Annotated in this window: 24 protein-coding genes; 13 read left to right on the top strand and 11 right to left on the bottom strand. The window is 57.8% G+C overall.

Translation table 11 applies throughout. The features are described from left to right. Positions 1-4: 4 nt before the first annotated feature. Both H1S06_RS10705 and H1S06_RS10700 read right to left on the bottom strand, forming a co-directional pair. A complete protein-coding gene (locus H1S06_RS10705; protein ID WP_181739992.1) occupies positions 5-541 on the bottom strand; it encodes a response regulator transcription factor in 537 nt (178 codons plus the stop codon). Then, on the bottom strand, positions 516-1,910 hold the full coding sequence (locus H1S06_RS10700; RefSeq protein WP_181739990.1) for an ATP-binding protein: 1,395 nt from the start codon (positions 1,908-1,910) through the stop codon (positions 516-518). Before H1S06_RS10700 ends, H1S06_RS10705 begins: the two co-directional genes overlap by 26 nt. A gap of 122 nt (positions 1,911-2,032) precedes the next feature. On the opposite strand from H1S06_RS10700, the gene H1S06_RS10695 reads away from it, so the two are divergent. From H1S06_RS10695 to H1S06_RS10675, 5 genes are all read left to right on the top strand, one after another. Beyond that, on the top strand, positions 2,033-3,661 hold the full coding sequence (locus tag H1S06_RS10695) for a BCCT family transporter (protein ID WP_181739988.1): 1,629 nt from the start codon (positions 2,033-2,035) through the stop codon (positions 3,659-3,661). A gap of 79 nt (positions 3,662-3,740) precedes the next feature. Beyond that, complete coding sequence (locus H1S06_RS10690) at positions 3,741-5,612, top strand: putative nucleotidyltransferase substrate binding domain-containing protein (RefSeq protein WP_181739986.1); 1,872 nt, start codon at positions 3,741-3,743, stop codon at positions 5,610-5,612. Beyond that, positions 5,612-6,367, top strand: a complete 756-nt coding sequence (locus H1S06_RS10685; protein ID WP_181739984.1) for a 3'-5' exonuclease — start codon at positions 5,612-5,614, stop codon at positions 6,365-6,367. Before H1S06_RS10690 ends, H1S06_RS10685 begins: the two co-directional genes overlap by 1 nt. Before the next feature lie 180 nt (positions 6,368-6,547). After that, positions 6,548-8,125, top strand: coding sequence for a peptide chain release factor 3 (locus H1S06_RS10680; RefSeq protein ID WP_181739982.1), 1,578 nt, complete (start codon positions 6,548-6,550; stop codon positions 8,123-8,125). 47 nt (positions 8,126-8,172) lie between these two features. Continuing rightward, a complete protein-coding gene (locus H1S06_RS10675) occupies positions 8,173-8,940 on the top strand; it encodes a TatD family hydrolase (RefSeq protein WP_181739980.1) in 768 nt (255 codons plus the stop codon). Here H1S06_RS10675 and H1S06_RS10670 read toward each other — a convergent pair. From H1S06_RS10670 to H1S06_RS10660, 3 genes are all read right to left on the bottom strand, one after another. Then, a complete protein-coding gene (locus H1S06_RS10670) occupies positions 8,934-9,329 on the bottom strand; it encodes a hypothetical protein (RefSeq protein WP_181739978.1) in 396 nt (131 codons plus the stop codon). The two genes, H1S06_RS10675 and H1S06_RS10670, sit on opposite strands and share 7 nt — an antisense overlap. A gap of 85 nt (positions 9,330-9,414) precedes the next feature. Next, positions 9,415-9,801 carry a hypothetical protein gene (locus H1S06_RS10665; RefSeq protein ID WP_181739976.1) on the bottom strand — a complete coding sequence of 129 codons (387 nt, stop codon included), beginning with the start codon at positions 9,799-9,801 and terminating at the stop codon, positions 9,415-9,417. Between the two features lie 32 nt (positions 9,802-9,833). Further along, the gene (locus H1S06_RS10660; RefSeq protein ID WP_181739975.1) at positions 9,834-11,744 is read right to left on the bottom strand and encodes a beta-ketoacyl synthase; all 1,911 of its coding nucleotides are present in this window, start codon (positions 11,742-11,744) and stop codon (positions 9,834-9,836) included. 205 nt (positions 11,745-11,949) lie between these two features. Between H1S06_RS10660 and H1S06_RS10655 the strand changes: the two genes are divergently transcribed. Further along, a complete protein-coding gene (locus tag H1S06_RS10655; RefSeq protein WP_181739973.1) occupies positions 11,950-12,609 on the top strand; it encodes an OmpA family protein in 660 nt (219 codons plus the stop codon). A 95-nt stretch (positions 12,610-12,704) separates the two neighbouring features. Here the strand turns inward: H1S06_RS10655 and zapB are convergent, their stop codons facing one another. Together zapB and H1S06_RS10645 are read right to left on the bottom strand one after the other, a co-directional pair. Then, positions 12,705-12,899, bottom strand: coding sequence for a cell division protein ZapB (gene zapB, locus H1S06_RS10650; protein WP_181739971.1), 195 nt, complete (start codon positions 12,897-12,899; stop codon positions 12,705-12,707). Between the two features lie 47 nt (positions 12,900-12,946). Continuing rightward, on the bottom strand, positions 12,947-14,170 hold the full coding sequence (locus H1S06_RS10645) for a flagellar assembly protein T N-terminal domain-containing protein (RefSeq protein ID WP_181739969.1): 1,224 nt from the start codon (positions 14,168-14,170) through the stop codon (positions 12,947-12,949). Between the two features lie 95 nt (positions 14,171-14,265). Here H1S06_RS10645 and H1S06_RS10640 point away from each other — a divergent pair, with 95 nt between their 5' ends. Then, positions 14,266-15,648, top strand: coding sequence for a penicillin-binding protein activator (locus H1S06_RS10640; RefSeq protein WP_181739967.1), 1,383 nt, complete (start codon positions 14,266-14,268; stop codon positions 15,646-15,648). A gap of 6 nt (positions 15,649-15,654) precedes the next feature. On the opposite strand, the gene H1S06_RS10635 is transcribed toward H1S06_RS10640, so the two are convergent. The 4 genes from H1S06_RS10635 to map all read right to left on the bottom strand — a co-directional run bounded on the left by H1S06_RS10635 (position 15,655) and on the right by map (position 20,868). Further along, positions 15,655-16,596, bottom strand: a complete 942-nt coding sequence (locus H1S06_RS10635) for a LysM peptidoglycan-binding domain-containing protein (RefSeq protein WP_181739965.1) — start codon at positions 16,594-16,596, stop codon at positions 15,655-15,657. A gap of 36 nt (positions 16,597-16,632) precedes the next feature. Beyond that, the gene (locus H1S06_RS10630; protein ID WP_181739963.1) at positions 16,633-17,214 is read right to left on the bottom strand and encodes an LPP20 family lipoprotein; all 582 of its coding nucleotides are present in this window, start codon (positions 17,212-17,214) and stop codon (positions 16,633-16,635) included. 128 nt (positions 17,215-17,342) lie between these two features. Next, positions 17,343-20,036, bottom strand: a complete 2,694-nt coding sequence (locus tag H1S06_RS10625) for a [protein-PII] uridylyltransferase (RefSeq protein WP_255483018.1) — start codon at positions 20,034-20,036, stop codon at positions 17,343-17,345. 16 nt (positions 20,037-20,052) lie between these two features. Then, positions 20,053-20,868 (bottom strand): type I methionyl aminopeptidase, encoded by an 816-nt coding sequence (map, locus tag H1S06_RS10620; RefSeq protein WP_255483017.1) that lies wholly within the window; start codon positions 20,866-20,868, stop codon positions 20,053-20,055. A 237-nt stretch (positions 20,869-21,105) separates the two neighbouring features. Between map and rpsB the strand changes: the two genes are divergently transcribed. The 6 genes from rpsB to H1S06_RS10590 all read left to right on the top strand — a co-directional run bounded on the left by rpsB (position 21,106) and on the right by H1S06_RS10590 (position 25,807). After that, the gene (gene rpsB / locus H1S06_RS10615) at positions 21,106-21,843 is read left to right on the top strand and encodes a 30S ribosomal protein S2 (protein ID WP_181739959.1); all 738 of its coding nucleotides are present in this window, start codon (positions 21,106-21,108) and stop codon (positions 21,841-21,843) included. Positions 21,844-21,947: 104 nt separating this feature from the next. Next, entirely contained in the window at positions 21,948-22,808 is an 861-nt protein-coding gene (tsf, locus tag H1S06_RS10610) for a translation elongation factor Ts (protein WP_181739957.1), read from the top strand. A gap of 94 nt (positions 22,809-22,902) precedes the next feature. Beyond that, positions 22,903-23,658, top strand: coding sequence for a UMP kinase (pyrH, locus tag H1S06_RS10605; RefSeq protein WP_181739955.1), 756 nt, complete (start codon positions 22,903-22,905; stop codon positions 23,656-23,658). Further along, on the top strand, positions 23,651-24,208 hold the full coding sequence (gene frr, locus H1S06_RS10600) for a ribosome recycling factor (RefSeq protein ID WP_181739953.1): 558 nt from the start codon (positions 23,651-23,653) through the stop codon (positions 24,206-24,208). The genes pyrH and frr overlap by 8 nt, the downstream gene beginning before the upstream one ends. A 37-nt stretch (positions 24,209-24,245) precedes the next feature. Next, a complete protein-coding gene (gene uppS, locus H1S06_RS10595) occupies positions 24,246-25,010 on the top strand; it encodes a polyprenyl diphosphate synthase (protein ID WP_181739951.1) in 765 nt (254 codons plus the stop codon). Further along, positions 25,004-25,807, top strand: coding sequence for a phosphatidate cytidylyltransferase (locus tag H1S06_RS10590; RefSeq protein ID WP_181739950.1), 804 nt, complete (start codon positions 25,004-25,006; stop codon positions 25,805-25,807). The genes uppS and H1S06_RS10590 overlap by 7 nt, the downstream gene beginning before the upstream one ends. Positions 25,808-25,810: the final 3 nt, after the last annotated feature.

Below are 25,810 nucleotides of genomic sequence, written 5' to 3'. Positions count from 1 at the left end.
CAGATTAGCGGCGTACCGGGTGTTTGGCCAGCTTGCGCTGCAGGGTGCGTCGATGCATGCCCAGTGCACGAGCTGTCGCCGAAATGTTGCCGTCATGCTCCTGCAGTACCTTGTGGATATGTTCCCATTCCAGACGATTGACCGACATTGGTGTGTCGGGGATTTCCGTTTCGGCTTCCTTTCCGACCGTGGTGTCGTCCAGTGCGCGTAAAATCTGGTCGGCATCGGCCGGTTTGGGCAGATAGTTGTCGGCTCCCGATTTGATTGCATCCACGGTGGTGGCGATGCTGGCATAGCCGGTCAGAACCAGAATCTTCATGTCCGGATTGAGTGCACGCAGCTCGGGGATGAGGGCGAGTCCTGAAGGACCCTCCATTTTCAGGTCGACGGTGGCATAGGTGGGTGGGCAGTCTTTTGCCTGTCTGAGGGCATCCGGCACGTCACGGGCTACGTTGACCTCCAGTCCGCGCCGTGTCATGGCCTTGGCCAGAACGCGGGTAAAGGTCGGGTCGTCGTCAACGATCAGCAGTTGCTTGGACATGTGGTGATTCCTTGGCATGAAAAGGTGTGACGGGCGGCAACAGTGGCAGGCTGACTTCGGTCAGCGTGCCGCCTTCCGGGTGATTGTACAGGCGAACTTCACCCTGATGACGGGCCAGCGTAGAAGTGGTCAGGAACAGACCAATACCGAGGCCGCGTCCTTTGGTCGTGACAAAGGGTTTGCCCAGCTGATCGGCCTGCTCCAGTGGCAGGCCGGGACCTCTATCCCGAATGTGCAGTTGTGCCTGGTCTGGGGTCGGGCTGAACAGCCGTATATTGATGTGCTCGGGGCAGGCGTCAGCGGCGTTGTTGAGCAGATTCAGCAACGCCTGACGCAGTGCCGTCGAGTCATCGATTCGGGCCTGATCGGGTGTGGCGAGAGTCAGCGTATAGCTGATGCCTGGACGCATCAGCGTCCACTCTTCGATCACGCTGTTCAGTAGCTGATCCGGTGCGATCGGTGCGGCTCGGTCTGGTTCGTCGCGCACCTTGAGGCTCAGCTGGCGCAAGCGCTGACTGCATAGCTGAACCTGCTCCTGCAGCAGGGCGATATCGTCCTGCAGGTCGGGTTCATTCGGGTAGTCGAGCGTCATTTCCTTCAGTGTTACCTGCATGGTGGCGAGCGGCGTACCCAGTTCATGCGCTGTACCGGCGGCCATGGTCGCCAGGGAAAGTAGTTGCTGATCCTGGATGTGTCGCTCCCGTTCCTGTTGCAGGGCGCGGGCCTGGGTTTCCAGTGAGCGCTGCATGCGGCTGATGAACCAGGTGACCAGAAGCACGGTAAACAGAAAATTCACCCACATGCCGATAATATGCAGATCAAACAGGTTAAGCAGCCGGTGCTGGTGGCTGTCACCGGGAACAATCAGGGGCTGAAAATGACGCAGCAGGATGCTGTAGAGCGCTACGACCATCAGGGCCATCAACAGGGTAAAGCGCTTTGGCAAGGTGGCCGCCGTGATCAGCAGCGGAACCAGCAGGGTAAAAATGAACGGATTGGTGGCACCACCGGACTGGTAGAGCAGACAGCCGTACAGCACCATATCGGCGCAGACCTGGCTGAACAGCTCCCAGTCGGTGACCGGAAGCGGCGAGTGCAGGCGGGCGAAGGTCATCAGGTTGAGCAACAGCAGGGCTGCCAGAACAGAACCCAGCAGCCAGGCATCCAGATTCAGATGCAGGATGAAGAGTGCGAAGATCAGCGCGCCACTGTGGACAAACAGCACCAGTGTGCGGATGTACGTCAGCTGCAGCAGAGATGCATGGTAGCCGTTCAGAAGATGTCTCCATTCAAGATCGGGGGAGAGCAGTATAGCCTTGTGCCGCTGCCGTACGGACTGCGACCGAGTGTCGCAGCATGATTGTCGCATATATGCAACTTGATAAACGCGTAAAGGATCAAACATACTAATACAGGATGTGCCGGTGTAAGCGTTTACGCAGACCCCGGCGGAATACTTCTGTACTAACAACCTGAGGGAGACAGTCCATAATGGCTGACAATAAAGATCCTATGATCCCCGATGGTGATGTCAATCCTATCGATACGGATTATCAGATCGGTCAGGATAACATTGTTGTCAACGTGGGCCCGTTTGGGCTTGATATCCATAACCGGGTCTTCGCGATCTCGGGCCTTGCCGTCATCGCGTTCGTTTTTTTGACACTGGCATTCCAGAACCAGGTTGAACCGCTGTTCAGCGGTTTGCGTGGCTGGCTGACCTCCAATTTGGACTGGTTCTTCATCAGTGCAGCCAACATCTTCGTGGTGCTGTGTCTGGTGCTGATTTTTACCCCGCTGGGCAAGGTGCGTCTGGGCGGCACGGAAGCCCAGCCCGATTATACCTACCTGGGCTGGTTCTCGATGCTGTTTGCGGCCGGCATGGGTATCGGGTTGATGTTTTTCGGTGTGTCCGAGCCTTTGTCGCATACGCTGAGCGCGTTTGGCGGTCCCAGCCTTGAAGAGGGGGTGAGAACTGACTGGGCGCCCCTGGGTGCAGCCCTTGATGACGTGGAGGCTGCCCGTCGTCTGGGTATGGCGGCTACCATTTACCACTGGGCTCTGCACCCCTGGGCCATTTATGCCGTAATGGCGTTGGGACTGGCACTGTTCTCGTTCAACAAGGGGCTGCCGCTGACCATTCGCTCGGTGTTCTATCCCTTGCTGGGTGAACGGGTCTGGGGCTGGCCGGGCCATATTATTGATATTCTGGCCGTGTTGGCCACGCTGTTTGGTCTGGCGACGTCGTTGGGCTATGGTGCCGCTCAGGCAACGTCTGGCCTGAACTATCTGTTTGGTATTCCCCTGGGTGATACCACACAGATACTGCTGGTTATCGGCATTACGGCCATTGCTCTGATCTCGGTGCTGGCCGGACTGGATGCGGGGGTCAAGCGGTTGTCCGAGATCAACATGATCCTGGCTGTCCTGTTGCTGGTCTTCGTGATTTTGGTTGGTCCGACCCTGCTGCTGCTGACCGGCTTTTTCGAGAGCCTCTGGGCGTACCTGAGTTATCTGCCCGAGCTGTCCAATCCGGTGGGTCGTGAAGATATCAATTACGTGTCTGGCTGGACGGCCTTTTACTGGGCCTGGTGGATCTCCTGGTGCCCGTTTGTCGGCATGTTTATCGCTCGGGTATCACGTGGTCGTACCGTCCGTGAGTTCCTGATTTCGGTGTTGCTGATTCCGTCCACTGCCTGTGTACTTTGGATGAGTGTTTTTGGCGGTACTGCCGTCAACCTGCACTTTGCCGAAGGTTACAGCGCGATCAAGGATGCCGCACTGCCGTTGCAGCTGTTCACCATGCTGGATGTGTTGCCGTTGGCGGAGATTACATCCTTTATTGCGATCGTGCTGGTCGTGGTGTTCTTTGTCACCTCGTCTGACTCCGGCTCGCTGGTGATCGACGTGATTGCAGCCGGCGGCAAGGTTGATGCACCAACCCCGCAGCGCGTGTTCTGGTGTACCTTCGAAGGACTGGTGGCTATTGCCCTGATCCTGGGGGGGGGCTTGGCCGCCTTGCAGGCGATGGCGGTTTCGACCGGTTTGCCGTTTACGCTGGTATTGTTGATGGCCGCGTTCTCGATGGTCAAAGGGCTGGCGTCCGAGCCAAGGCTCTGATACCTCCCATGTTGCTACGGGCGGAGTGGCGCAGGCCGCTCCGCCCGTTTTGATTCCTATACTGATGTGAGCTCAGTCGATGCAAGCGGAACATATAGAAATCGTGGATTTTCTGGGGCGGCACCAGCCCTTCAGCGAGTTGTCCGCAGAACAGCTGGCCCAAGTGGCGACCCAGGTCGAAATTGCGTATTTCAAGGCGGATAGCCGGATTCTGGAATTTGGTGAAGACATCCATGACTGGTACGTGATTCGCAGTGGTTCGGTGGAAATCTATCGCCGTAACGGCGATCTCTACAACCGTTTGAGCGAAGGGGGCTTTTTCGGTGAATTCGGTCTGCTGCGCAATGGCCGAGTGCGGTTTCCAATCGTGGCGCTGGAAGACACGCTGGTTTACCTGATTCCTGAAGCGGTATTCAATGAGCTGTTCGACAACAACGAGGCGTTTGCCGATATTGTCGAAGTGGAAGACCGGACGCGCCTGCGCCAGGCCGTGGCGCGACGCCGTGAAGATGCCAATGAACTGATGACGGCCAAGATCGATACCCTGATCAAACGCCCGGCCGTGACCTTGCCGATGAGTGCAACGGCACGGGATGCCGCCATCGGCATGAGCGAAGAGGGGGTCTCCTCTGTGCTGGTGTTGGATGAAACGAGTGATGAGACACAGGTCGCCGGTATTATTACCGACCGTGATCTGCGCAATCGTCTGGTGACGCCGGGGCTGAGTTTTGACACGCCCGCGACGGATATCATGACATCTGAACTGATTTCCGTTGAGCATAACCAGTTCGTGTTTGAAGCGATGCTGTTGATGTTGAGGCACAACGTGCATCATCTGCCGGTCCTGCGACGTCAGCAGCCGCTGGGTGTGGTCGCCATCTCCGATATTATCCGTTACGAATCGCAGAACAGCCTGTTTGTTGTCAGCAGTATCTTCCGTGCGCAAAGTGTAGAAGAGCTGGTGGCTTTGCGGACGGATGTCAGTGCGTGCTTCAGCCGCATGGTCAATGAAGACGCGAATTCGCAGATGATCGGGACTGCGATGTCCGTGATCGGCCGCAGTTTCAAACAGCGGCTGCTGGAACTGGGTGAAGAAAAACTGGGCCCGCCACCGGTTCCCTACTGTTTCCTGGCGCTTGGGTCCATGGCGCGGGAAGAGCAACTGATCGTGACTGACCAGGACAATGCCATGATCCTGGATAACCGATACGATCCCAAATTGCATAACGCCTATTTCAAGGATCTGGCCGCCTTTGTGTGCGACGGTCTGAATGCCTGTGGTTACAGTTACTGCACCGGTGACATCATGGCGACCAACTCCAAGTGGCGTCAGCCGCTGCGGGTCTGGGAGCAGTATTTCACCAACTGGATTGAAAAGCCGACGCCGGAGTTTCTGCTGAACAGTTCAATCTTCTTTGACCTGGAGGGCGTTTGGGGCGAGGTACGCTGGGCCGGCATGTTGAATGACCTGATTCGGCGCAAGGCGCAACGCAACCCGCGCTTCCTGGCCTGCATGGCGCGTAACGCGCTGCAGCGCACGCCGCCGCTGGGCTTCTTTAAGGATTTCGTGATGGAAACCGACGGACGGCACAGCAACTCGATTAACATGAAACGTCGCGGTACGGCCCCGCTGGCGGATCTGGTACGGGTTCACGCCCTGGCGATCGGGTCACGTGAGCACAACACCTTTGATCGGCTCAGGGATCTGATTGAAGCGGACGTCATGCCTCGCGGGCGGGGGCCCGACCTGCGCGATGCGCTGGAACTGATCGCCATGGTACGTATTCGACATCAGGCGCTGGACTTGGAAGCCGGCAATGAGCCGGATAATAATATCGAGCCGGAAAATCTGTCCGATTTTGAGCGCAAGAACCTGAAGGATGCGTTCCAGATTCTGTCCAACGCGCAGAAATTCCTGAAGTACCGTTATCAGCCGGGGCGCAGCAACTGATGTTTTACCTGGATCGGGACAAGCTGCAGAACGAACCGTCAATGGAAGAGCAGGATACGGTGATCAGTGACTGGCCTGAGCGCTTTAAAACCCTGGCGGAATCGGCCCGCTATCCGGCGCTGAAAGCCTTCTACAAGGCCGGAGTGGTCGCGCCCGATACGCCGCTGTCCGAGGTGCCCCTGGTGGCGATGGATTTCGAAACCACGGGACTGGATCCGCGCAAGGGCGGGATTGTCAGCATCGGGCTGGTGCCCATGACCATCAACCGTATTTACTGTGCCCAGGCCAAGCATCGGGTATTGAAGCCCAGAGCCACGCTGAGCAGTGAATCGGTGGTGGTGCATGGAATTACGCATTCGGAAATAGAATCGGCGCCTGATCTGAGCCGTATTCTTGACGAGCTGCTGGCCCAGCTGCAGGGCAAGATCGTGGTGGTTCATCACCGGGGGATTGAGCGGGGGTTCCTGAACGCGGCGCTCAAGGCACGGTTGCGCGAGGGGATTGAGTTTCCGGTCATCGATACCATGGAGCTGGAAGCGCGGTTGCACCGCAAAAAGCCACTGGGGTTCTGGGCGCGGTTGCTGGGGAAAAAGCCGGTCTCCATCCGGCTGGCGAAGAGCCGCGAGCGGTATAACCTGCCATACTACCGTCCACATCATGCGATGACGGATGCCATCGCCTGTGGCGAGTTATTGCTGGCCCAGGTGGCAGACCGTTTCGGGCCGGATACGCCGATATCGGAATTGTGGCGTTAGGGGACAGGCCTGCGGGCGTTTATTAGCTCAGCTATGGGTAGGGTTTGGGGACAGGTAACGGGACCTGTGAAAGCCGTTGTTTAAGCGGGTCTGATCAGCGAGAATAGGCCCTAATCCATGATCAACGGTACACACGGGGCGCAAGGCCCGGTCCCTGTCCAAAACATAAGACGCGAATTCATGTCCATTGCCCAGGAAGTATCCAAACGCCGTACCTTCGCCATCATTTCCCACCCCGATGCCGGTAAGACAACCATCACCGAAAAACTGTTGCTGCTGGGTCAGTTGATTCAGGTGGCAGGTACAGTCAAGGGGCGGGGCAGTGACCGCCATGCGACCTCTGACTGGATGAGCATGGAGCAGGAGCGAGGTATTTCCATTACCTCGTCGGTGATGCAGTTTCCGTATAACGAGCGCACGGTAAACCTGCTGGATACGCCGGGACACGAAGACTTCTCCGAGGATACCTATCGCACGCTGACCGCCGTGGATTCCGCCCTGATGGTGGTGGATGGTGCCAAGGGCGTCGAGGATCGGACCATCAAACTGATGGATGTTTGTCGCCTGCGTGACACGCCGATCTTCTCGTTCGTCAACAAGCTGGACCGTGACATTCGTGACCCGATCGAGCTGCTGGACGAAATTGAGGAGGTCCTCAAAATTGAAGCGGCGCCGATCAACTGGCCCATTGGTTCGGGCAAATGGTTCAAGGGCGTGTACAACCTGTATACCGACACCATTCACCTGTTTACCCCCGGACAGGGGCACAAGCTGCCGGAAGACAAGTGCATCCAGGGATTGGATTCCGATGAGGCGCGAGCTCTGTTGGAGGACGAATACGATGACTTCGTTGACGAAATCGAGCTGGTCAAGGGAGCATGCCACGAATGGGATCAGGAGGCCTATCTGGCCGGCAAGATGACCCCGGTGTTTTTCGGCACCGCACTGGGCAACTTTGGCGTCAAGGAAATGCTGGACAACTTTGTCGAGTGGGCACCGGCTCCACCGGTGCGTGCAACCGAAACCCGTGAGGTAGAGGCCGGTGAAGAAGCATTCAGCGGCTTCGTGTTCAAGATTCAGGCCAATATGGACCCGAAACACCGTGACCGTATCGCCTTTATGCGTATCTGTTCCGGTTCATATACCCGGGGCATGAAAATGAAGCATGTGCGTATCGGCAAGGATATCCGTATTGCCGACGCCGTGACCTTTATTGCCGGAGATCGCGAGAACGTAGAGGAAGCCTGGTCCGGCGATATTATCGGTTTGCACAATCACGGCACCATCCAGATTGGTGATACCTTTACCGCCGGAGAAACACTGAAATTCACCGGTATTCCGCACTTTGCACCGGAAATGTTCCGTCGTGTGCGTCCGACTGATCCGTTGAAAATGAAGCAGCTGCAGAAGGGGCTGCAGCAGCTGTCGGAGGAAGGGGCCGTACAGTTGTTCCAACCGCTCAAAAATAATGATCTGATTCTGGGTGCGGTGGGACAGCTGCAGTTTGATGTGGTGGTATTCCGTCTCAAGGATGAATACAAGGTCGAGTGCATTTACGAGCCGATCAGCGTACAGACCGCCCGCTGGGTGGAATGCGATGACCAGAAGATGCTGGATGACTTCCGTCGCAAGGGCTACGACAACCTGTCCATTGACGGTGCGGGGCTGCTGACCTATCTGGCGCCGACGCGGGTCAACCTGTCGTTGACCGAAGAGCGCTGGCCGGACATCCGTTTCCGCGCTACCCGCGAGCACTGATCTCTCTTGTCGGCACGGGCCGTTCGGGTCTGTGCCATACTGTTCCCATGTTGATCGATACCCACTGCCATCTGGACTTCCCTGTGTTTGCTGCCGATCGTCCGGGCGTGCTGGCACGCGCCCGCTTGGCGGGTGTGCAGCGGATGGTGGTGCCAGCAGTGGATGTGGATAACTTTCAGTCTGTGCTGGCCCTGTGTGCCGAAGCGTCCGACCTGTACCCGGCCCTCGGGCTGCACCCCTGTTTCTCACACGACGCCGAGCCGGATCTGGCTACGTTGACGGCGGCGCTTGTGGCCCATCCAGTGGTAGCGATCGGTGAAGCGGGACTGGATTATCGACCGGGACAGATGGCGGCCGATCGGCAGCGAGCCCTGCTTGAGCGCCAGTTGCAACTGGCCTGTCGGCATGAGTTGCCCCTGTTGTTGCATGTGGTCAAGGCGCATGATCAAGTGCTTGCCCTGCTGCGCCGTTACCGGCCGGAGCGGGGGGGCATCATCCATGCGTTTTCCGGCAGCGAGCAGCAGGCGCGTGCCTATGCGACCTTGGGGTTTAAACTGGGAATCGGCGGCATCATCACGCATACAAGGGCGCGCAAGCAGCGTCGTTTGGCCGCCGAATTGCCGTTGGAATGGCTGGTACTGGAAACCGATGCGCCGGATATGCCACTGGCGGATTACCGCGATCTTCCCAACGAACCGGCACGGGTGGCAGAAGTTGCAGCGGTGTTGGCAGAGCTGAGAGGGCTATCGGTGGCGGAGGTTATCCGGGTGACGGGCAGCACGGCGCAGCAGCTGCTGCGCCTCCCGCCTTACTGATAAATGCTGTGATAGGCCTTGTCCAGGGTTTCCCAGACGGTGCGGGTATGACGGTTGACCGGCACGCGGAAATAGCGGTTTTCACTGTCGACAGCGGTGCTGATATAGCTGTTGTCCGGCGGGGTCAGAATCATGCGAGCCAGGTCCGTCGGGTAATTGGGGCCCTGCACCGAGCGGCCGTAGATCTGCTCGATCGGTTTCAGCTGGCTGCGTACCGACACGATAGCAGTCAGGTCTTGGCAACGGGCACTTTCCCCCTGGCAGAAGAGGTAGTAGCGGGTATCCAGCGTATAAAATTCATTGACGCCGGGAGCCTCCTTCAGCGCGCCTGACAGGTTGACACATCCTCCCAGGGCCAGCATGGCGGCCAGTAGACCTAAACGCTTCATGGCAACGTCCTGTTTCGATCAGTGGATTTATGAGGTGCGAGTGTAGCAGAAAATCGAACGGCGTCTCAGGGGCGCGCGGCTCAGCCTAATCATCGCGTTTGTGTCCGCCACCATAGAGTTGCCGTTCTTCCAGCTCCAGATAGCGGAAGACAGTGTCGGTAGCCCGGTTGGCGGGCAGGTGATAGGTTGCCGGGCCTGATTGCTGTACGTCATACAGTTGCTCGGGCGGGGACAGCATCAGCTGGACCAGTTCTTCAACCGACCAGCCCCGAGCGGTCACCGGTATGCCATAGGCTTGAGCGATGCGGGGCTCGTTGTAGGAGGGGCCAATCAATTCCAGGTTCTGGCACTGACCACTGCTGCCTCGGCACAGGCGTGTTCCGTCCAGATCCAGCGTGTAAAAACGTGGTTGATCAAGGCTTGCGCAGCCGCCCAGCAGCAGAAGCAGGGCGGTGATGGGCATAATTCTCATCGTGCGGACCTCCGGTACAGAGACCGGTGCCTTCAGCACAAGTCTTCGTAGGGGTTATCGACTTTCAGCGAAATCGGATGGGCGTAGCCCGGCAGGCGGATTTCGTCGGCCGAAATCTGCAGGTCTTCGCCTGTGAGTACATTATAGTCGTAACGGTACACCGGGCGTGCCTCGCCGTTAATGGCCGACTGGTTGTAGGCTTCGGCCTGCTCGCGGACCTGCTCACGGCGCTTACGCCAGGCGTTCATCGCGGTGTCGCCATGACGTTTGCTCAGCATCTGTTCCACGATGTGCGGTGCCAGAATGGCGGCACTGGCGTTGTTGCCGCCAAATCCCTTGGCGTTGATCAGCACGGAGTCCATGCCCTGAGAGCCCACATTGAGGTGTTCCAGCGGCAGCTTCAGATTGGAGCTATGGACGTCCTCGGCGATTTCAGGAGTGGTGGTCAGGCCCGGTATGATGCCGTATTTCCATACGCCCAGTGAGGCGAACAGCTGATCGCCGCCTGCAGTGCCCTGAGAGTGCCCCAGGTAGGCCTTGACGGCACTGACCGGCCAGGCCGGGATGTTGAAGGCCTTGGCGGTTTCGTTGATTACGTGGGATTCGGTGACGCGGTTTTGCGGTGTGCTGGTACCGTGAGCCTGTACAAAACTGCGCTCACGCAGAGATTCTTCGCCGAGCAGGCTACTGATCAGTGAAGCGGCCTTGCCAAGCGTCATGTAGTTGCCGATACCCGGTGCCGAGATCGACTTCTTGTGACCGTCGGCGTGTACGAAAACATCGGCAACGGCGCCGTGGATGTCGGCACCCAGTTCCAGCGCCAGGTCGTCGCTCATCAGTACCAGAAACTGGCTGGATTCGCCCATGGTAAAGCCGCAGTTGTTGCCGAAAGGACGGCAGGCCTGGCGGTAGTGTTCTTCCGCCAGCTCGGTCAGCTTGTCCAGTGCCGCCAGCTGCTTGTCTTCGGCCAGGGCTCCCATGGCGCGGAAGCCTTCGATGATTTCCGGCGTCACCGGTGCATCACTGCCGCCAACCAGTACCAGCTTGCACTGGCCGCTGCGGATGGCGTCGACACCGCTTTTCATGTTGTACAGGAAGGTCGCGCAGGCGCCCAATGCTCCGCCGGTGGCACCTACATTGCCCAGCAGGTAGGCATTGATAAAGTCTGCCGGCATCTGGGCGTAGCCCAGTGGCATCTGTTTGGAGGTGGTACGTTTACCCAGTGCCGGAAACTTGGTCAGTCCGCCGAAACCGAGATCGTCCATTTGTCCGATCGAATTGCTGGCAAAAACCGCAATTTGGTCGGGCGCCAGACGGTCCAGAATACTGTCATAGTCAATGCCGACCGAGCGCAGGGCATCGGAAGCGGCATAGACGGCCATCTGCAGACCACGGGGGTGGTTGCGCGACTGGTACAGCTTGCCAGGTTCAAAACCGGTCGGTAGCATTCCTGCACTTTGTACCAGTGCGGTTTTGCTGTCCGGGAAAATCAGTTCACAGCTGCCGTCCACGGTCACTTCTGTTTGCCCGCCGCCGATATCTTCCAGTGTCCAGTTATCCGGAACGACGTGCGGCAGATGGCGGTTGCGCAGACGAAAACGCAGGGGCTCGTCGCCGCTTTTGGCAGTGGCCGGTCGATTGAACATGACCGTATTGATATCGAACCAGTCCGGGTGGATCCGGCGGATCAGGGTGTTGTCACGCACCTCTTGGGCAACGGCGTCAGCCAGGGCATTCCGGTCGGGGTAAAACTGTTCACCGACCCGGTAATGGCCGTCTTCGTGGGCGGCAATACCCGTCAGGGTTGCAAGGTCGGTGAGGGTTTCCTGTCGACTGCGAGGGTCCAACTGGTCGAGTACCAGCCGACGATAGCCATGATGAAAAGAGGAACGACCAGCGGGGCTGATACCACCAAAACCGACAATGACAGGCAGCTGAGACAAGAGTTACTCCTCGGGATGGTGATGCGAGTGACAGAAAAAGATAACAGCACATTTTATCGCCTGAGGGCAAAACTGACCAGCTCTGTACACTTTTTTAATCTCCGGATAGGTGGCTGTTTTCATCCAGGATTCAGCTACTCCGGGTTACATAGACTGCATTTTCCGGTATGTGCCGGAATTTGGGCAGGTGAATTCAGGAGAGCACATGAAAAAACTTATGTTGTCAGTCGTCATGGGGACCCTGGTGCTGGGGGGGTGTAGTACCCTGGATCCTTATACACAGGAGTCCAAAACATCCAACGCTGCCAAGGGGGCGGGCTTTGGTGCGCTGGCCGGCGCCGTACTGGGCGCGGCGGTTGCGGATAAGGGCGATCGCAACGAGGGTGCTCTGGCCGGTGCTGCCATAGGAGGAGCGCTTGGCGGTGGCGTCGGATACTACATGGATCGCCAGGAGATGGTATTGCGTCAGGAACTGGAAGGCTCCGGAGTGCGGGTGGAGCGTGTCGGTGAAGACATTCGCCTGATCATGCCGGGCAACATCACCTTTGCCACCGACAGCGACCGGGTTTCACCGTCCTTTTATTCGGTACTGGACTCGGTTGCAACGGTGTTGATCAAGTTTGACCAGACCCAGGTGGCGGTAGAGGGCTTTACGGATTCCACCGGTTCATTCGAACACAACCAGAAATTGTCAGAGCGCAGAGCCAATAGTGTGGCGCGTTATCTGTCTTCGGTCGGTGTTGACGGCCTGCGCCTGGATGCGCGCGGTTATGGTGAGCGTTATCCGATAGCCACGAATGATTCGGCTGCAGGGCGGGCTGCCAACCGTCGCGTTGAAGTGAAAATTCGCGGCACTCAGCGTTAAGGTTGCGGTCGGCGGAGGGCAACTGTCCGCCTTGCCAATACGCAAACAGGGCACCTGGTCAGGTGCCCTGTTTTTGTTCCGGCCGTTATGGGCGGTTAAAGATTTTCGCTTTCCTGCAGGCGTTCAAACTTGCCCAGCAGGCGCTGCAGACCCTGTTCGGTCTGTGAGCGTCCCTCTTCGAGCCCCTGTTTGGCCTGACGCAGTTCGCTGACTTCAAGACGCAGCAGTTCGACCTCTTCGATCAAGCTTTCAATTTTGGTTTCCAGTTCGGTAAAGAGTCCGCTCTGCATGATGTGTGCTCCTGTAGCGTATATCAAAGGGATCAAGACTAAGCCGCTTAATGCGCAATTACAATATCGTCCTGTTGAATGTTCAACGTTTCACTGTCCACGGCGAGGCGCCCCCGTGAAAAAACCGGTTGGGTGTGAGTAATGGTCAGGCTTTGTTCGGTATTGATAAGCTCGTGGACCGGGCGCATCTGGCTGTCGTAGTGGGTCAGGCGCCGGTAAACACTCAACCGGTCACCGGCCTTGAGACCGTCCAGACTGCCGGCGCTGATCCAGACGTCCCGGTTTTGGGTGCGGGTAATGCGAGCGGTGAAAGGTTCACAGGTCAGCTGTAGTTGAATATCGTTGCTGATGGCGCGGATCACCGCGCGTAGCTGTTGTCCGAAGGGTTGACGCCAGAATTCAGGGGTGCCGAAACCGACCTTTGCGTGACTGTCAGCATCCCAGTCGGCGCTCATATGGTAGCGCTGCTGGTGCTTGAGAGCACCGGTGAAGGCATCGTGGATAAACAGGTCCAAGACAAAATCCCGTTGCCGGTAGCCTGTTGTCGAGTCCATTTTGCGGTACAGGTCGACCAGTACGTTGGGTTCTCGTGGCTGCGTCGGATAGTGTGGCATCAGGCTGCGAATCACGCCGCTGACCAGATACTGTACCTGGTGCTGTTCACTGTTGTGCATCAGGCTGGTCAGAGAGCCTTCGGGCAACAGTCGCACGGGGGCCTGGGTCGGATCACCGATGATGTTCAGGCTGCCGGCATCCAGTGCGGAGAAGGTGCTGCTTTGGCGCAATTCGTAGGCGAGCAGGGTGGCCAGGCCCTGCTGAATATCATGCAGATAGCCGTTGTTGGCATCGGCCGGGTTTTCCAGCGGGAACTGGGTCAAGGCCAGGGATTTTCGATAGGCGATTTCGGGGCGGCTGTCTTTGCAGCCTTGGGCGATATCCACGTCGGCGATAATGCTGACCTGGAGCTGGCCGTCCCGGACCTGTTCGTTGATGACCCTGACGTTACTGACACGCCCCAGGGTGTTGAGGCGCAGGGTATCAATTTCCAGTGCACCGTTGTGAGCCTGGCGTGTGCCGCTGAGCCAGACGGATGCCTGAATCGAGGCCTGTTCCATCGCTCGCTGCAGAGCCTGCTGGCGTGACAGGCCGGGGTCTTCGACATTGTAAGGGGCCTGCCCCGTGGCTTCGACGGCCAGAGCGGAGACCCTGCCGGGCAGCAGAAGCAGTATCAGCAACATATAATGGAGCAGGGCAAAGGCAGACTGTTTCATACAGGATCATCCGGGCTGTCGGGCTAGGGGTCTCTGGATTGTAGCGGGGAAAAACACCATATTACAGGCTGTGGATCAGGATGGGTGGCGGGGGAATGAAAAGGGTGCTCCAGAAGCTGTTGTGGGGACTGTTGCTGCTGTTGCCAGGGTGGGTAGTTGCTACTGAAGCGGATGTGGCCCTGTTGCGGCAGCAGCTTGGCAGCCTGGGAGAGCGGCCGTCGGTTCAGGCGCTGGAGCGAACCTGGCAAAGTCTGCAGCAGTTGCCAACGGCAAAGCTGGTGGCGTTGAGCCGTCATGAAAGCAACAATTATTACGAGCAGGGCTGGTTTGAACTGGCGCGGGATGTCCGGGTTGCATCGGGACAGCCGCAACCGCAGCTGGAAGCCTGGCGGCAACGCTGGTTCCATCATCCGGCCATGCACTGGTTGCCACATTTGCAGACAAGCGCGGCAACGGCCAGCGTGCCGGTCGAGGCTCGGCGATTGGGCGTGCTGTTGCCGTTGACGGGTGAATTTGCAGAGCAGGGGCAGGAGGTGCTGGCAGGCGTGCGTGCTGCGCTGGAGCAGGATCGGCAGCGCGGGTTTGCGACTCCCCGGCTGCAGGTGTACGACAGCGCAACGGTGGAAAGTCTGCCTGCTTTTCTGAATACTCTGGTTGGTCAGGAGGCTCCCGATATTCTGGTCGGTCCTCTGCGCGCTGACCTGAGCCGGCAGTTGATGCTGGCGTATCGTCTGCCGATTCTGGCGCTGAACCGGGTGGGACAGGGCGCGTTTAATGGCTATCAGCTGGACCTGGCGTCCGATCAGGAGCTGCGCCAGTTGCTCGACCGTGTCTGGCAGGACGGACACCGTCGAGTGCTGCTGTTGGCACCGGAGCAGGAGCGTTGGGTTGAGCCGCTGCTGCAGGAACTTGAGCGGCTTGGCCGAGAGCGGGGGCTCGTGATTCAGGCCCGGATGCGTTACAGCGCGGCGCCTGCTCGGTTGCGTGAGCAGCTGGGCCGAGTCTTGAGTGCAGCTGCCAGTCGGCAGCGAGCGGAAGAGCCGGGGCAGCATGAGCCGCTGCTGAGGCAGGATATCGACGCGGTGCTGCTGATAGCCCGACCCGAGGAAGCCCGGCAGGTCAAGCCGATACTGGATTATCAGGGGGCATCCGGCTGGCCGGTTTATGCAGGGTCCTATCTGTTCTCGGGCAGGATCGACCCGGTGAGTGATCGGGATCTGGATGGTGTAGTGTTTTGCGATATGCCCTGGCGTCTGCGGCAATCATCGGGACAGATGCCGTCCAGCCGTTTCTTTGCGCTGGGGCTGGATGCCGGGTCGGTCTATCGGGCCTTGCCGACCATGAGCGCGGGGACGCCCGGGTACTTTGAGGGCGAAACCGGGCAGTTGCGTTTGACGGGTGGCCCCCGCCTGCAGAGAACCCTGTGGTGTGCCCGTTTTGCAGGGGGGAAGCCCCGAGTAGTCAGAGCAGCGCCCTGAAGCTGGTCAGCGTACCAGGTCGTTTACGGCTGGAACCTGACGGGCCTGAAGGACCAGCGCCAGGCTGGTTTCGCGGCCACTGTCGAGTATTAAGATCCATCCTCCCGTCTGTGTTGTGCTTGCGGGAGCGGTCTGTACGGCTGTCGGTTTATGGTAACTGAGCAGGTGGCCGGGTCTGATGCCCGCCTGTTGCCCTTGATCCAGCAACAGCAGATAACCGCCGGCTTGCTCATAGAGAGCGCTGAGAATACGGGCGTTGACCGGGGCAGGCGGGTACTGAATGTCCAGTGCCGGCTGCTTGTTCAGCGGCAGGACATACAGTCCTTGCAGTGACAGCGGTTGGTGGTCGATGACTCTCAGGCGAGAATGGCCCGACAGGGGCGGTACGCTGGTGGCGGTGCCCACTCGCATCAGTTTGAGGGAATCCTTGCCGGTCCCGCCCTGAGTCGGTTTGAACAGACCATAAAGCGCCCCGATGGCGGGTGACAGGGGCGGCAGTTCAAGATACAGGGCGTCGGGACCTGGATGAACGGCCTGGATGCGTTGCCGTGCGGAGGGCGCCCGAGTGTCCAGCAAACGATAGTCGGTACGGATGCGATCAAGGTGACCACTGCGTTGCAGGTCCTGTGCCATGAGCAGAGCTGCGCCGGTCTGTTGCGGCCGTGACGGGGACGAGAGCGCGACAGACGGCTGCTGGAGGGTGGGCTGAACGGAGGGCAGTTTTAGCTGCACGCCTACGTGCAGTTGCTGCGGTGTGCGGATATTCGGGTTCAGTGACCAGATCTCGCGCCAGCGTTGGCCATCTCCCAGTGTGTGTGCGGCGATGGATGACAGGGTGTCACCGGGTCGCACGGTATAGGTGTTGTCGGTGGGTATCGCCAGCGCTGGCGTGGTCGGCAACGCCAGCAGCACGGATAACACTCCGACCTGAAATGGTAACGCCCGCATACAGGCTCCTTGTGGCGATAACGAGCTGCGTGTCGCTCAGTAACGAGGGGCGAAGGTATGATCGTGATAGGCACCGCCAGGCGGCAGATGACCACCGGCAGCATGCCAGCGGCGAGCCTGTTCCAGTTGCTGTCGCATCTGGCTGCGGCTGATCTTCAGCGACATGGTGGTAACGGCCATGCCGTCCTCTTCAAACTCCTGTGCGGTAATGGCGGCACCCTGAACAAAGCTGTTGAGGTAGGTGCGCAGACGGTCGCGATCCGCGATGTAGTCGTTGACGCGGGTATCGCCCACGACGTGCAGGCCCGATACCTGCTCAGCCAGCTTGCGGTAGGCGTCGACCTCAGAGGCGCGCAGCGCCATAAGGCGGCGTTGGGCCAGATTTTCAAAGGTATTCTTGGGTGCGCCATAACCGGTAACATTGATGACCATGATGTCATCTGCAGCCGGCACGACCTGGGTGACAACACGTGTCTGCTGCACTGTTACGGGCGGCGGAACCGGCCGGGCCTCGTAGGTATGCGCCAGGCAGGGGTCACAGTAGGGCGAATAATGGGCGCAGCCCGCAAGAGTCAGTGCCAGGCCTGCTGTGGCGGATAGCTTAAAAAGGGTGTTCATAAGCCCAAAAATCCTTGTCGACGTCTGAGGTGGCCGTATCCGAACGGCATTGTGATCCTGTATCGGCAGATCAGCAGTGCTACTTTAGCAAAAAATGGCGACCGTGTTGTTTTCTCTTGGCGACAGCATCAATGCATATGCCTGTCCAGCTGGTCACAAATGGCCTGCTGCAGGTGGCGGCAAAGCTCGGGGTCACTGATGGGCTGGTTCTGGCTGTCGGTAATGAAAAAAAAGTCTTCCACCCGCTCGCCGATGCTGGATATCTTGGCTTTGCGCACTGAAATGTCATATTCGACAAAAATGCGGCCGATCCGTGCCAGCAGCCCCGGCCGGTCGGGGGTAATCACCTCCAGGATGGTCTGCTGCGAAGCCGGATCGTTGCTCAGCGTCAGTCGCGTGGGGGTGGTAAAGAGTTTCAACTGGCGTGGCACGCGGCGCTGAATGATTTCGGGATAGTCTTCAGGGTCATCCAATTCCTCGAGCAGGTGCTGTTGAATATGCGCCAGATACTCGGGGTTTTCGGACAGCGGCTGGTTGTCTTCGGCCAATACGGTGTAGGTGTTCAGCGAGCGGCCATGGTCCGTGAGAATGATGCGGGCATCCTGAATGTTCAGGTTGAGCTGATCCATGGCAGCAACGGTTGCCGGGAACAGCGTGGGCAGGTCTTCACTGTAGATGAAAATTTCGGTAGCCCCTTCGAATACCCGGTAGGAGGTCTTGCGGATCAGGATCAGCGGCAGCGGGCTGTCGCCATGTTCCAGGATCGCCCAGGTATGCCAGGCAATATTGTGGGCGTCCTCGCGCAGGAAATAGTCATCGCCGAGCAGTGACCAATGGTCCAGTACCGCCTGTTCGCGGATGCCCTTGCGGGCCAGCAGCAGCATCGCTTCATGCTGTACCTGCTCGATCCGGTCTTCCTTGTTAATCGGGTTTTCCAGGCCGCGCCGCAGTGCGCGCTTGGTTTCCATGTACAGGTGGCGCAATAGGGTGGCGCGCCAGTTGTTCCAGAGCGTGTTGTTGGTGGCATTGATGTCAGCTACGGTCAGGACATACAGATAGTCCAGGTGTACCAGGTCGCGGACTTCCATCGCAAAGCTGTGGATAACTTCCGGGTCGGAAATGTCACGGCGCTGGGCTGTCATCGACATTTTCAAATGGCTGCGTACCAGCCAGGCGACCAGGTGGGTATCCCACTTGCCCAAGTGGTGACGACGGCAGAAATCCACGACATCGTCCGCCCCCAGTTCGGAGTGGTCGCCGCCGCGTCCCTTGGCGATATCGTGGTAGAGCCCGGCGATGTACAGCAGCTCGATTTTGGGCAGCTGGTTGACGATGCGGTGCGCGATGGAAAACTGCTCACGGTACTCCGGATGGCGGAACTGCCGCATTTTCTGAATGACCTTCAGGGTATGGGCATCGACAGTGTAGATGTGGAACAGGTCGTGTTGCATCTGTCCCACGATTCTGCCGAACTCGGGCAGGTAGCGGCCGAGAATACCGTAGCGATTCATTCGTTTGAGCTCGGTCGAAACACCTTCGGGCGTACGCAGCAGCTCCATGAACAGGGAAGTGTTGCGAATATCATGGCGAAAGTCATCATCGATCAGGTGGCGATGATTGCGGACCAGGCGGATGGTGGAGGCGCGAACACCCTTGATGGCGGGATGCTGGGCCATCAGTACAAAGAGTTCCATGAGTGCGAACGGGTGGTGCTCAAACACCTTGTCGTAGACGGTTTCCAGGTAGTCGTTCCTGACCTGGAAGCGGTTGTTGAGCGGTCGTATGCTCTGTTCGTCGTCTACGCGCAGGATCGCTTCGTCGAAATGCTGCAGCAACATATCGTTGAACTCGGACATGGCCATGGCAATTCGGTAGTACTTGCTCATGAATTGCTCGACGGCCAGCGCGCCTTCCTGATCTTCGTAGCCGAAGTAGTCAGCCAGGGTACGTTGGTGATCAAACAACAAACGATCCTCGCGGCGCTTGCACAACATGTGCAGGGCGTAGCGGACTGTCCACAGGTAGAGCTCACCCTTGTTCAGAGTATCCAGTTCCGATTCGGTGACGAAATGGTGGGCGACCAGATCGCGGATGTAGGTGGTACCGAAATGGCGCTTGGCGACCCAGCCGATGGTTTGAATGTCCCGTAATCCGCCGGGAGAGGTCTTCAGGTTGGGTTCCAGGTTGTATTCGGTATTGTTGGTTTTTTCGTGGCGCTCTTTCTGCTCGATGAGCTTGGCCTTGAAAAATTCCTTGTCGGTCCAGGCACCTTCCGAGGTGACGCGATCGTACATCTCCTGTTGCAGGTCGGGGCTGCCGTGAATGGTGCGCGACTCGATCAGGTTGGTGGCGATGGTGATGTCGTTACGGGCTTCATCGTAGCATTGACTGATAGTCCGGACACTGGAGCCCAGATCGAGACGGATATCCCACAGCAGCGTCAGAAAGCCGCTGATGCTGTTTTGCCAGTCGGCCGGATCAACCTTGTCGAACAGCAGCAGGATATCCACATCGGAAAAGGGGTGCAGTTCGCCGCGGCCGTAGCCGCCAACGGCGACCAGAGATGCCTGCAGGGCAGGAGGCCAGGGAAACTGCAGCCAGGCCAGTTCCAGAATCTGGTCCATCATCCAGGCGCGTCCGTAGATCAGACGACGAATATCCTCGCCCTGGCGAAAGGCTGCATCCATGCGGGCCTGGGTGTCCTTGAGCGCCTGCTTGAGTACCTTCACGACCGGCTGTTTGCCGGCTGCAAGGTCGGCTTCCACCTCCCGGCGGTTAAAAAAATCGGGGATGGTGACGAGCATTTGAGGGGTACGTATCATGCAGGCGCTTCCGAAGTCAGTTGGACATTTCTTCCTTGCGCAGGGTCAGAATCTCGTAACCGTCAGCGGTGACGAGAACTTCATGCTCCCACTGCGCCGAAAGACGGCGGTCGGCGGTTTCAACGGTCCAGCCGTCGCGCTTGTTCAATTTTACCTGGCGCTTGCCGGCGTTGATCATCGGCTCGATGGTGAAAATCATGCCTTCCTCGAGGACTTCGCCGGTGCCGGCCTTGCCGTAATGCAGTACCTGGGGATCCTCGTGGAATTCGGCACCGATGCCATGGCCGCAGTACTCGCGTACCACCGAGTAATGCATGCTTTCGGCATGTTTCTGGATGACTTCACCAATGTCGCCCAGGCGCGCGCCTGGTTTTACCTGCTCAATCCCCTTGAACATGCACTCGCGGGTGACTTCGCACAGACGCTTGGCATGGGGAGCGACTTCGCCCACATAGAACATCTTGCTGGTGTCGCCGTGGTAGCCGTCCTTGATAACGGTGATATCAATATTAATGATGTCGCCGCTTTTCAGTTTCTTGTCGTTGGGAATGCCGTGGCAAACCACCTGGTTGATCGACGTGCAGATCGATTTGGGAAAGCCGTGGTAGTTCAGTGGTGCCGGCGTAGCGCCCTGTTCGTTGACGATGTAGTCGTGGCAGATCTGGTTCAGTTCGTTGGTGGTGACGCCCGGCTTGACGTAGGGCTCAATCATCTCCAGCACCTCGGCCGCGAGGCGGCCGGCGACGCGCATTTTTTCAATTTCTTCGGGGGTCTTGATCTTGATAGTCATAGGTACTCGGTTTGTCTGAACAGATGGGTTGGACGCACGCAAAGGGCGTGTAGAGTCAACTGAACACTTATTGTATCGAAAGCGGACCAAGGGTGCCAAAGCGAGCTTCAAAAAGGGGCTTTACTATGGTATAAATCGCGCTCCCGAAAGAGGCGCTCTTGCGGCTCTGAATTTTATCAACTGAAAACACACACGTATCGTCACATACGTCCAGGGTGCCGTTATGCGGTTGGGCGATGGGATATGTGGAGGTTATAACCCGTTAGAGGAAAGACCACAATGGCTAAAGTTTCAATGCGTGACCTGCTGAAGGCAGGTGTTCACTTCGGTCACCAGACTCGTTACTGGAACCCGAAAATGTCCAAGTTCATTTTCGGTGCGCGTAACAAGATCCATATCATCAACCTGGAGCACACTCTGCCGGCGCTGAATGACGCCCTGGATGTGGTTCAGAACATGGCCAGCAACAAGAACAAGATCATGTTCGTCGGCACCAAGCGTGCGGCGGCCAAGGTGATCAAAGAGGAAGCCTCTCGTGCAGGCATGCCTTATGTTAACCACCGCTGGTTGGGTGGTATGCTGACCAACTACAAGACCATCCGTCAGTCTATTCGTCGTCTGCGCGATCTGGAAGCCCAGTCTCAGGACGGTACTTTTGAAAAGCTGACCAAGAAAGAAGCTCTGATGCGTACCCGTGAAATGGAGAAGCTGGAGCTGTCTATCGGTGGTATCAAGGACATGGGCGGCCTGCCGGACGCGCTGTTCGTTATCGACGTTGACCATGAGCGTATCGCCATCAACGAAGCCAACAAGCTGGGTATCCCGGTTATCGGCGTTGTTGATACCAACAGCAACCCGGACGGTATCGATCACGTTATCCCGGGTAACGACGATGCTCTGCGCGCTATTCAGATCTACGTGAAATCCGTTGCGGATGCTTGCGTGGAAGGCGCTGCTGCCAACGCTGGCGACAAGGGCGAGTTCGTTGAAGTTGACGCTGAAGAAGCCGCTCAGTAATCGGGCTGACAACTTGATCCGATAGTCTTGACCGGATTTTGAAAGGGGGGCCTGGCTCCCCTTTTTTGAATTTGAATTAGAGCATTAATAGAGAGGAAAGCGACATGGCGAATATCTCTGCAGCGATGGTAAAAGAACTGCGTGAGCGTACCGGCCTGGGCATGATGGAGTGCAAAAAAGCACTGGTTGAAGCCGAAGGTGACATCGAGAAAGCGATCGACGATCTGCGCAAGTCTTCCGGTATGAAGGCTGCCAAAAAAGCCGGCCGTACCGCTGCTGACGGTGTGGTGGCTGTCAAAGTCGCTGACGACAACAGCTATGCCCTGGCTGTGGAAGTAAACTCCGAGACCGACTTCGTGGCTCGTGATGATAACTTCCTTGGCTTTGTTAACACCGTGCTGGAAAAAGCATTCGCTGACAAGCAGACCGACGTTGCCGCACTGATGGCTGGCGATCTGGAAGCGGCTCGTGAAGCGCTGGTACAGAAAATCGGTGAAAACATCACCGTTCGTCGTCTGATGCTGGTTGAAGGCACCAATGTTGATGCCTACGTGCACAGCACCAACCGTCTGGCTGCCATCGTCGCGCTGAACGCTGGTGAACCTGAAGTGGCACGTGATGTTGCCATGCACGTGACTGCGGTTAACCCGCGTGTTGCGCGTCCGGAAGACATGCCGGAAGAAGAGCTGCAGCGTGAAAAAGAAGTCATCATGGCGCAGCCTGACATGGACGGCAAGCCGCAGGAAATCAAAGAGAAAATGGCTGGCGGCCGTATCAAGAAATTCCTGGCTGAAAACAGCCTGGTCGAGCAGGCGTTCGTCAAGAACCCTGAGCAGACCGTTGGACAGATGACCAAGGCAGCGGGTGCGGAAGTGGTTTCTTTCGTCCGTGTTGCTGTTGGTGAAGGTATCGAAGTCGAGCATAAAGACTTCGCTGCTGAAGTTGCTGAACAGCTGAAAGGCTGATCCGGCAACTACCCCTCGACTGGGCATCATTCCATGCCCAGTCGCCTGCTTTCCTGCTACACTTTTTGCCATTTCGTCTGCGCGGAGACAAATCATGCCAGCCCCTGAAAAACAGTCCAGATACAAGCGGCTCCTGCTGAAACTGAGCGGTGAAGCTCTGATGGGAGATGAAAACTTCGGGATTGATCCCAAGGTTTTGAATCGTATGGCGCTCGAGATCGGGCAGCTGGTAGGGATCGGTGTTCAGGTTGGAATGGTGATCGGTGGTGGCAATCTGTTCCGTGGTGCGGCGCTGAGTGCAGCCGGCCTGGACCGGGTGACCGGTGACCATATGGGCATGTTGGCAACGGTAATGAACGCCCTGGCCATGCGTGATGCCCTGGAACGTTGTAATATCGCTACCCGCGTCATGTCGGCGATCCCGATGAGCGGTGTGGTAGACCAGTATGACCGCCGCAACGCCATGCGTTATCTGAACCAGGGCGATGTGGTTATTTTTGCTGCCGGTACCGGCAATCCTTTCTTTACCACCGATTCGGCCGCCTGTCTGCGCGGTATCGAGATCGAGGCGGATGTGGTGCTGAAAGCGACCAAAGTGGACGGGGTTTATACCGCTGACCCGGTCAAGGACCCGACCGCGACCCGCTACACGCGCCTGAGTTTTGATGAAGTACTGGACAAGCAGTTGGGCGTGATGGATATGACGGCGATCTGCCTGACCCGGGATCACAATATGCCGGTGCGCGTGTTCAATATGAACAAGCATGGTGCCCTGGTGAACCTGGTGGTCGGTGGTGACGAAGGAACTCTGATTGATAGCGGTTCAACAGCTGGAGAACACGATGATTAATGAAATTGTGAGCGATGCGGGCAGCCGCATGCAGAAAAGTGCTGATGCCCTGGTGGAGAACTTTAAGAAGATCCGTACCGGGCGAGCGCATCCGAGCATTCTGGATGCGGTTTCGGTTTCCTATTACGGCTCCGATGTGCCTATCCAGCAGGTTGCCAACATTTCGGTTGAAGATGCGCGCACACTGACCATCATCCCTTGGGAGAAAAAGGTGGTGGGCGATATCGAGAAGGCGATCATGAAATCGGACCTGGGCCTGAACCCGAGCACCAATGGTGACATCATCCGCGTTCCCATGCCACCGTTGACCGAAGAGACCCGTAAGGGGTACATCCGTCAGGCACGCAACGAAGCGGAAGGTGCGCGCGTGGCGATCCGTAATATTCGTCGGGATGCCAACGGCGATCTTAAGGATCTGTTGAAAGAAAAGGAAATCACTGAAGACGACAGCCGTCGCGGTGAAGATCAGGTACAGAAACTGACCGACAAGTTTGTTGCCGAGGTGGACAAGCTGCTCGCTCAGAAAGAATCGGACCTGATGGAAATCTAAACTGGCAAGCGGGACTTCGGTCCCGCAACGGATCTGCATGACTTCTGATCACCAACTGACTATTCCTCCGGGGCGGAGCCTGCCGCGCCACATCGCAATCATTATGGATGGCAACAACCGCTGGGCCAAAGAACGGCACCTGCCGGGGCTGGCCGGACACAAGGCGGGCGTTGATAGCGTGCGGGCGGTGATTGAAGGATGTGTGGAGCAAGGGGTTGAAGCCCTCACCCTGTTTGCGTTCAGCAGTGAAAACTGGAAGCGGCCGGCGCTGGAAGTGAAGGGGCTGATGCAGCTGTTTCTGCGCGCGCTTGAGAACGAAGTGCGCAAGCTGGCCCGGCATAACATTCGTCTGCGTATTATTGGCGACTTGAGCCGTTTCAGTCCGGAGCTTCAGTTGCGGATTCGTGAGGCCGAGGCGCGTACGGCCGAGAATACCGGGCTGGCGCTGAATATTGCTGCCAATTACGGTGGCCGCTGGGATGTCGTGCAAGTGGCGCGTCGACTGGCACAGCAATGTGCCGAAGGTGATCTGGATCCGGCCGATATCACCGAAGAACTGTTTAACGAACATATCTCGCTGGCTGAGTTGCCGCCACCGGATCTGTGTATCCGTACGGGCGGGGAGCAGCGGATCAGCAATTTTCTGATCTGGCAATTTGCCTATACCGAATTCTATTTCAGTGACCGCTTTTGGCCTGATTTTGACAAAAACGAACTGCTGAACGCGTTGCAATCGTTTTTGACTCGGGAGCGCCGATTCGGACGTACCAGCGAGCAGTTGGAGGCCGATCCGCGATGTTAAAACAGCGTGTGATAACCGCTTTGCTGTTGGCGCCCTTGGCGCTGGCGGCGTTGTTTCTGCTGCCTCAGGGCCCGTTTGAATGGGTTGTGGCGGCAGTTTTTCTGTATGGGGGCTGGGAGTGGGGCAATCTGTGCCGTTTGCGCCCCGCTGTGCGTGCCGTATATGTATTGGTGCTGGCGGCCCTGATGGTGCTGGTCAGTCAGCTGTCTCTGCTGCAGCCCTGGGTGCTGGGCGCGGCACTGGTGTTCTGGCCGTTGGCGCTGCTTTTGGTGCGCGGGTATCCGCAGTCGGCGAGCTGGTGTCGCAGTCGGCTCGGCCTGTTGATGGGGGCGCTGGTGCTGGTGCCGTCCTGGTATGCGCTGACGAACCTGCGCATGCAGGAGCAGGGTTTTGCTCTACTATTAATGTTGTTGATGCTGGTTTGGGGTGCTGATATTGGTGCCTATGCCGCAGGCAAGCTGTTTGGGCGCAACAAGCTGATGCCCGCTGTCAGTCCTGGCAAAACCCGTGAGGGGCTGCTGGGCGGGCTGGCGGCCTGTGTATTGATTGGCATCGGTTTCTCCATTGGACTGGAACTCGCGCCGATGGCATCGGTCTACTTGGTTTTGCTGTCGATATTGACCGGGCTGGTGTCGGTGCTGGGTGACCTGCTGGAGAGCCTGTTCAAGCGTGAGCGGGGCATCAAGGACAGTGGCAAGCTATTGCCGGGACATGGCGGTGTGCTGGATAGAATCGATAGCCTGACGGCAGCGGCCCCCGTATTTCTGGCCGGACTTTATTTCCTTCAAGGAGCCTGATTG

The organism is Marinobacterium marinum (assembly GCF_013868415.1).
In the GTDB taxonomy this organism is placed as follows: domain Bacteria; phylum Pseudomonadota; class Gammaproteobacteria; order Pseudomonadales; family Balneatricaceae; genus Marinobacterium; species Marinobacterium marinum.
This window is presented reverse-complemented; position numbering and strand designations above follow the sequence as displayed.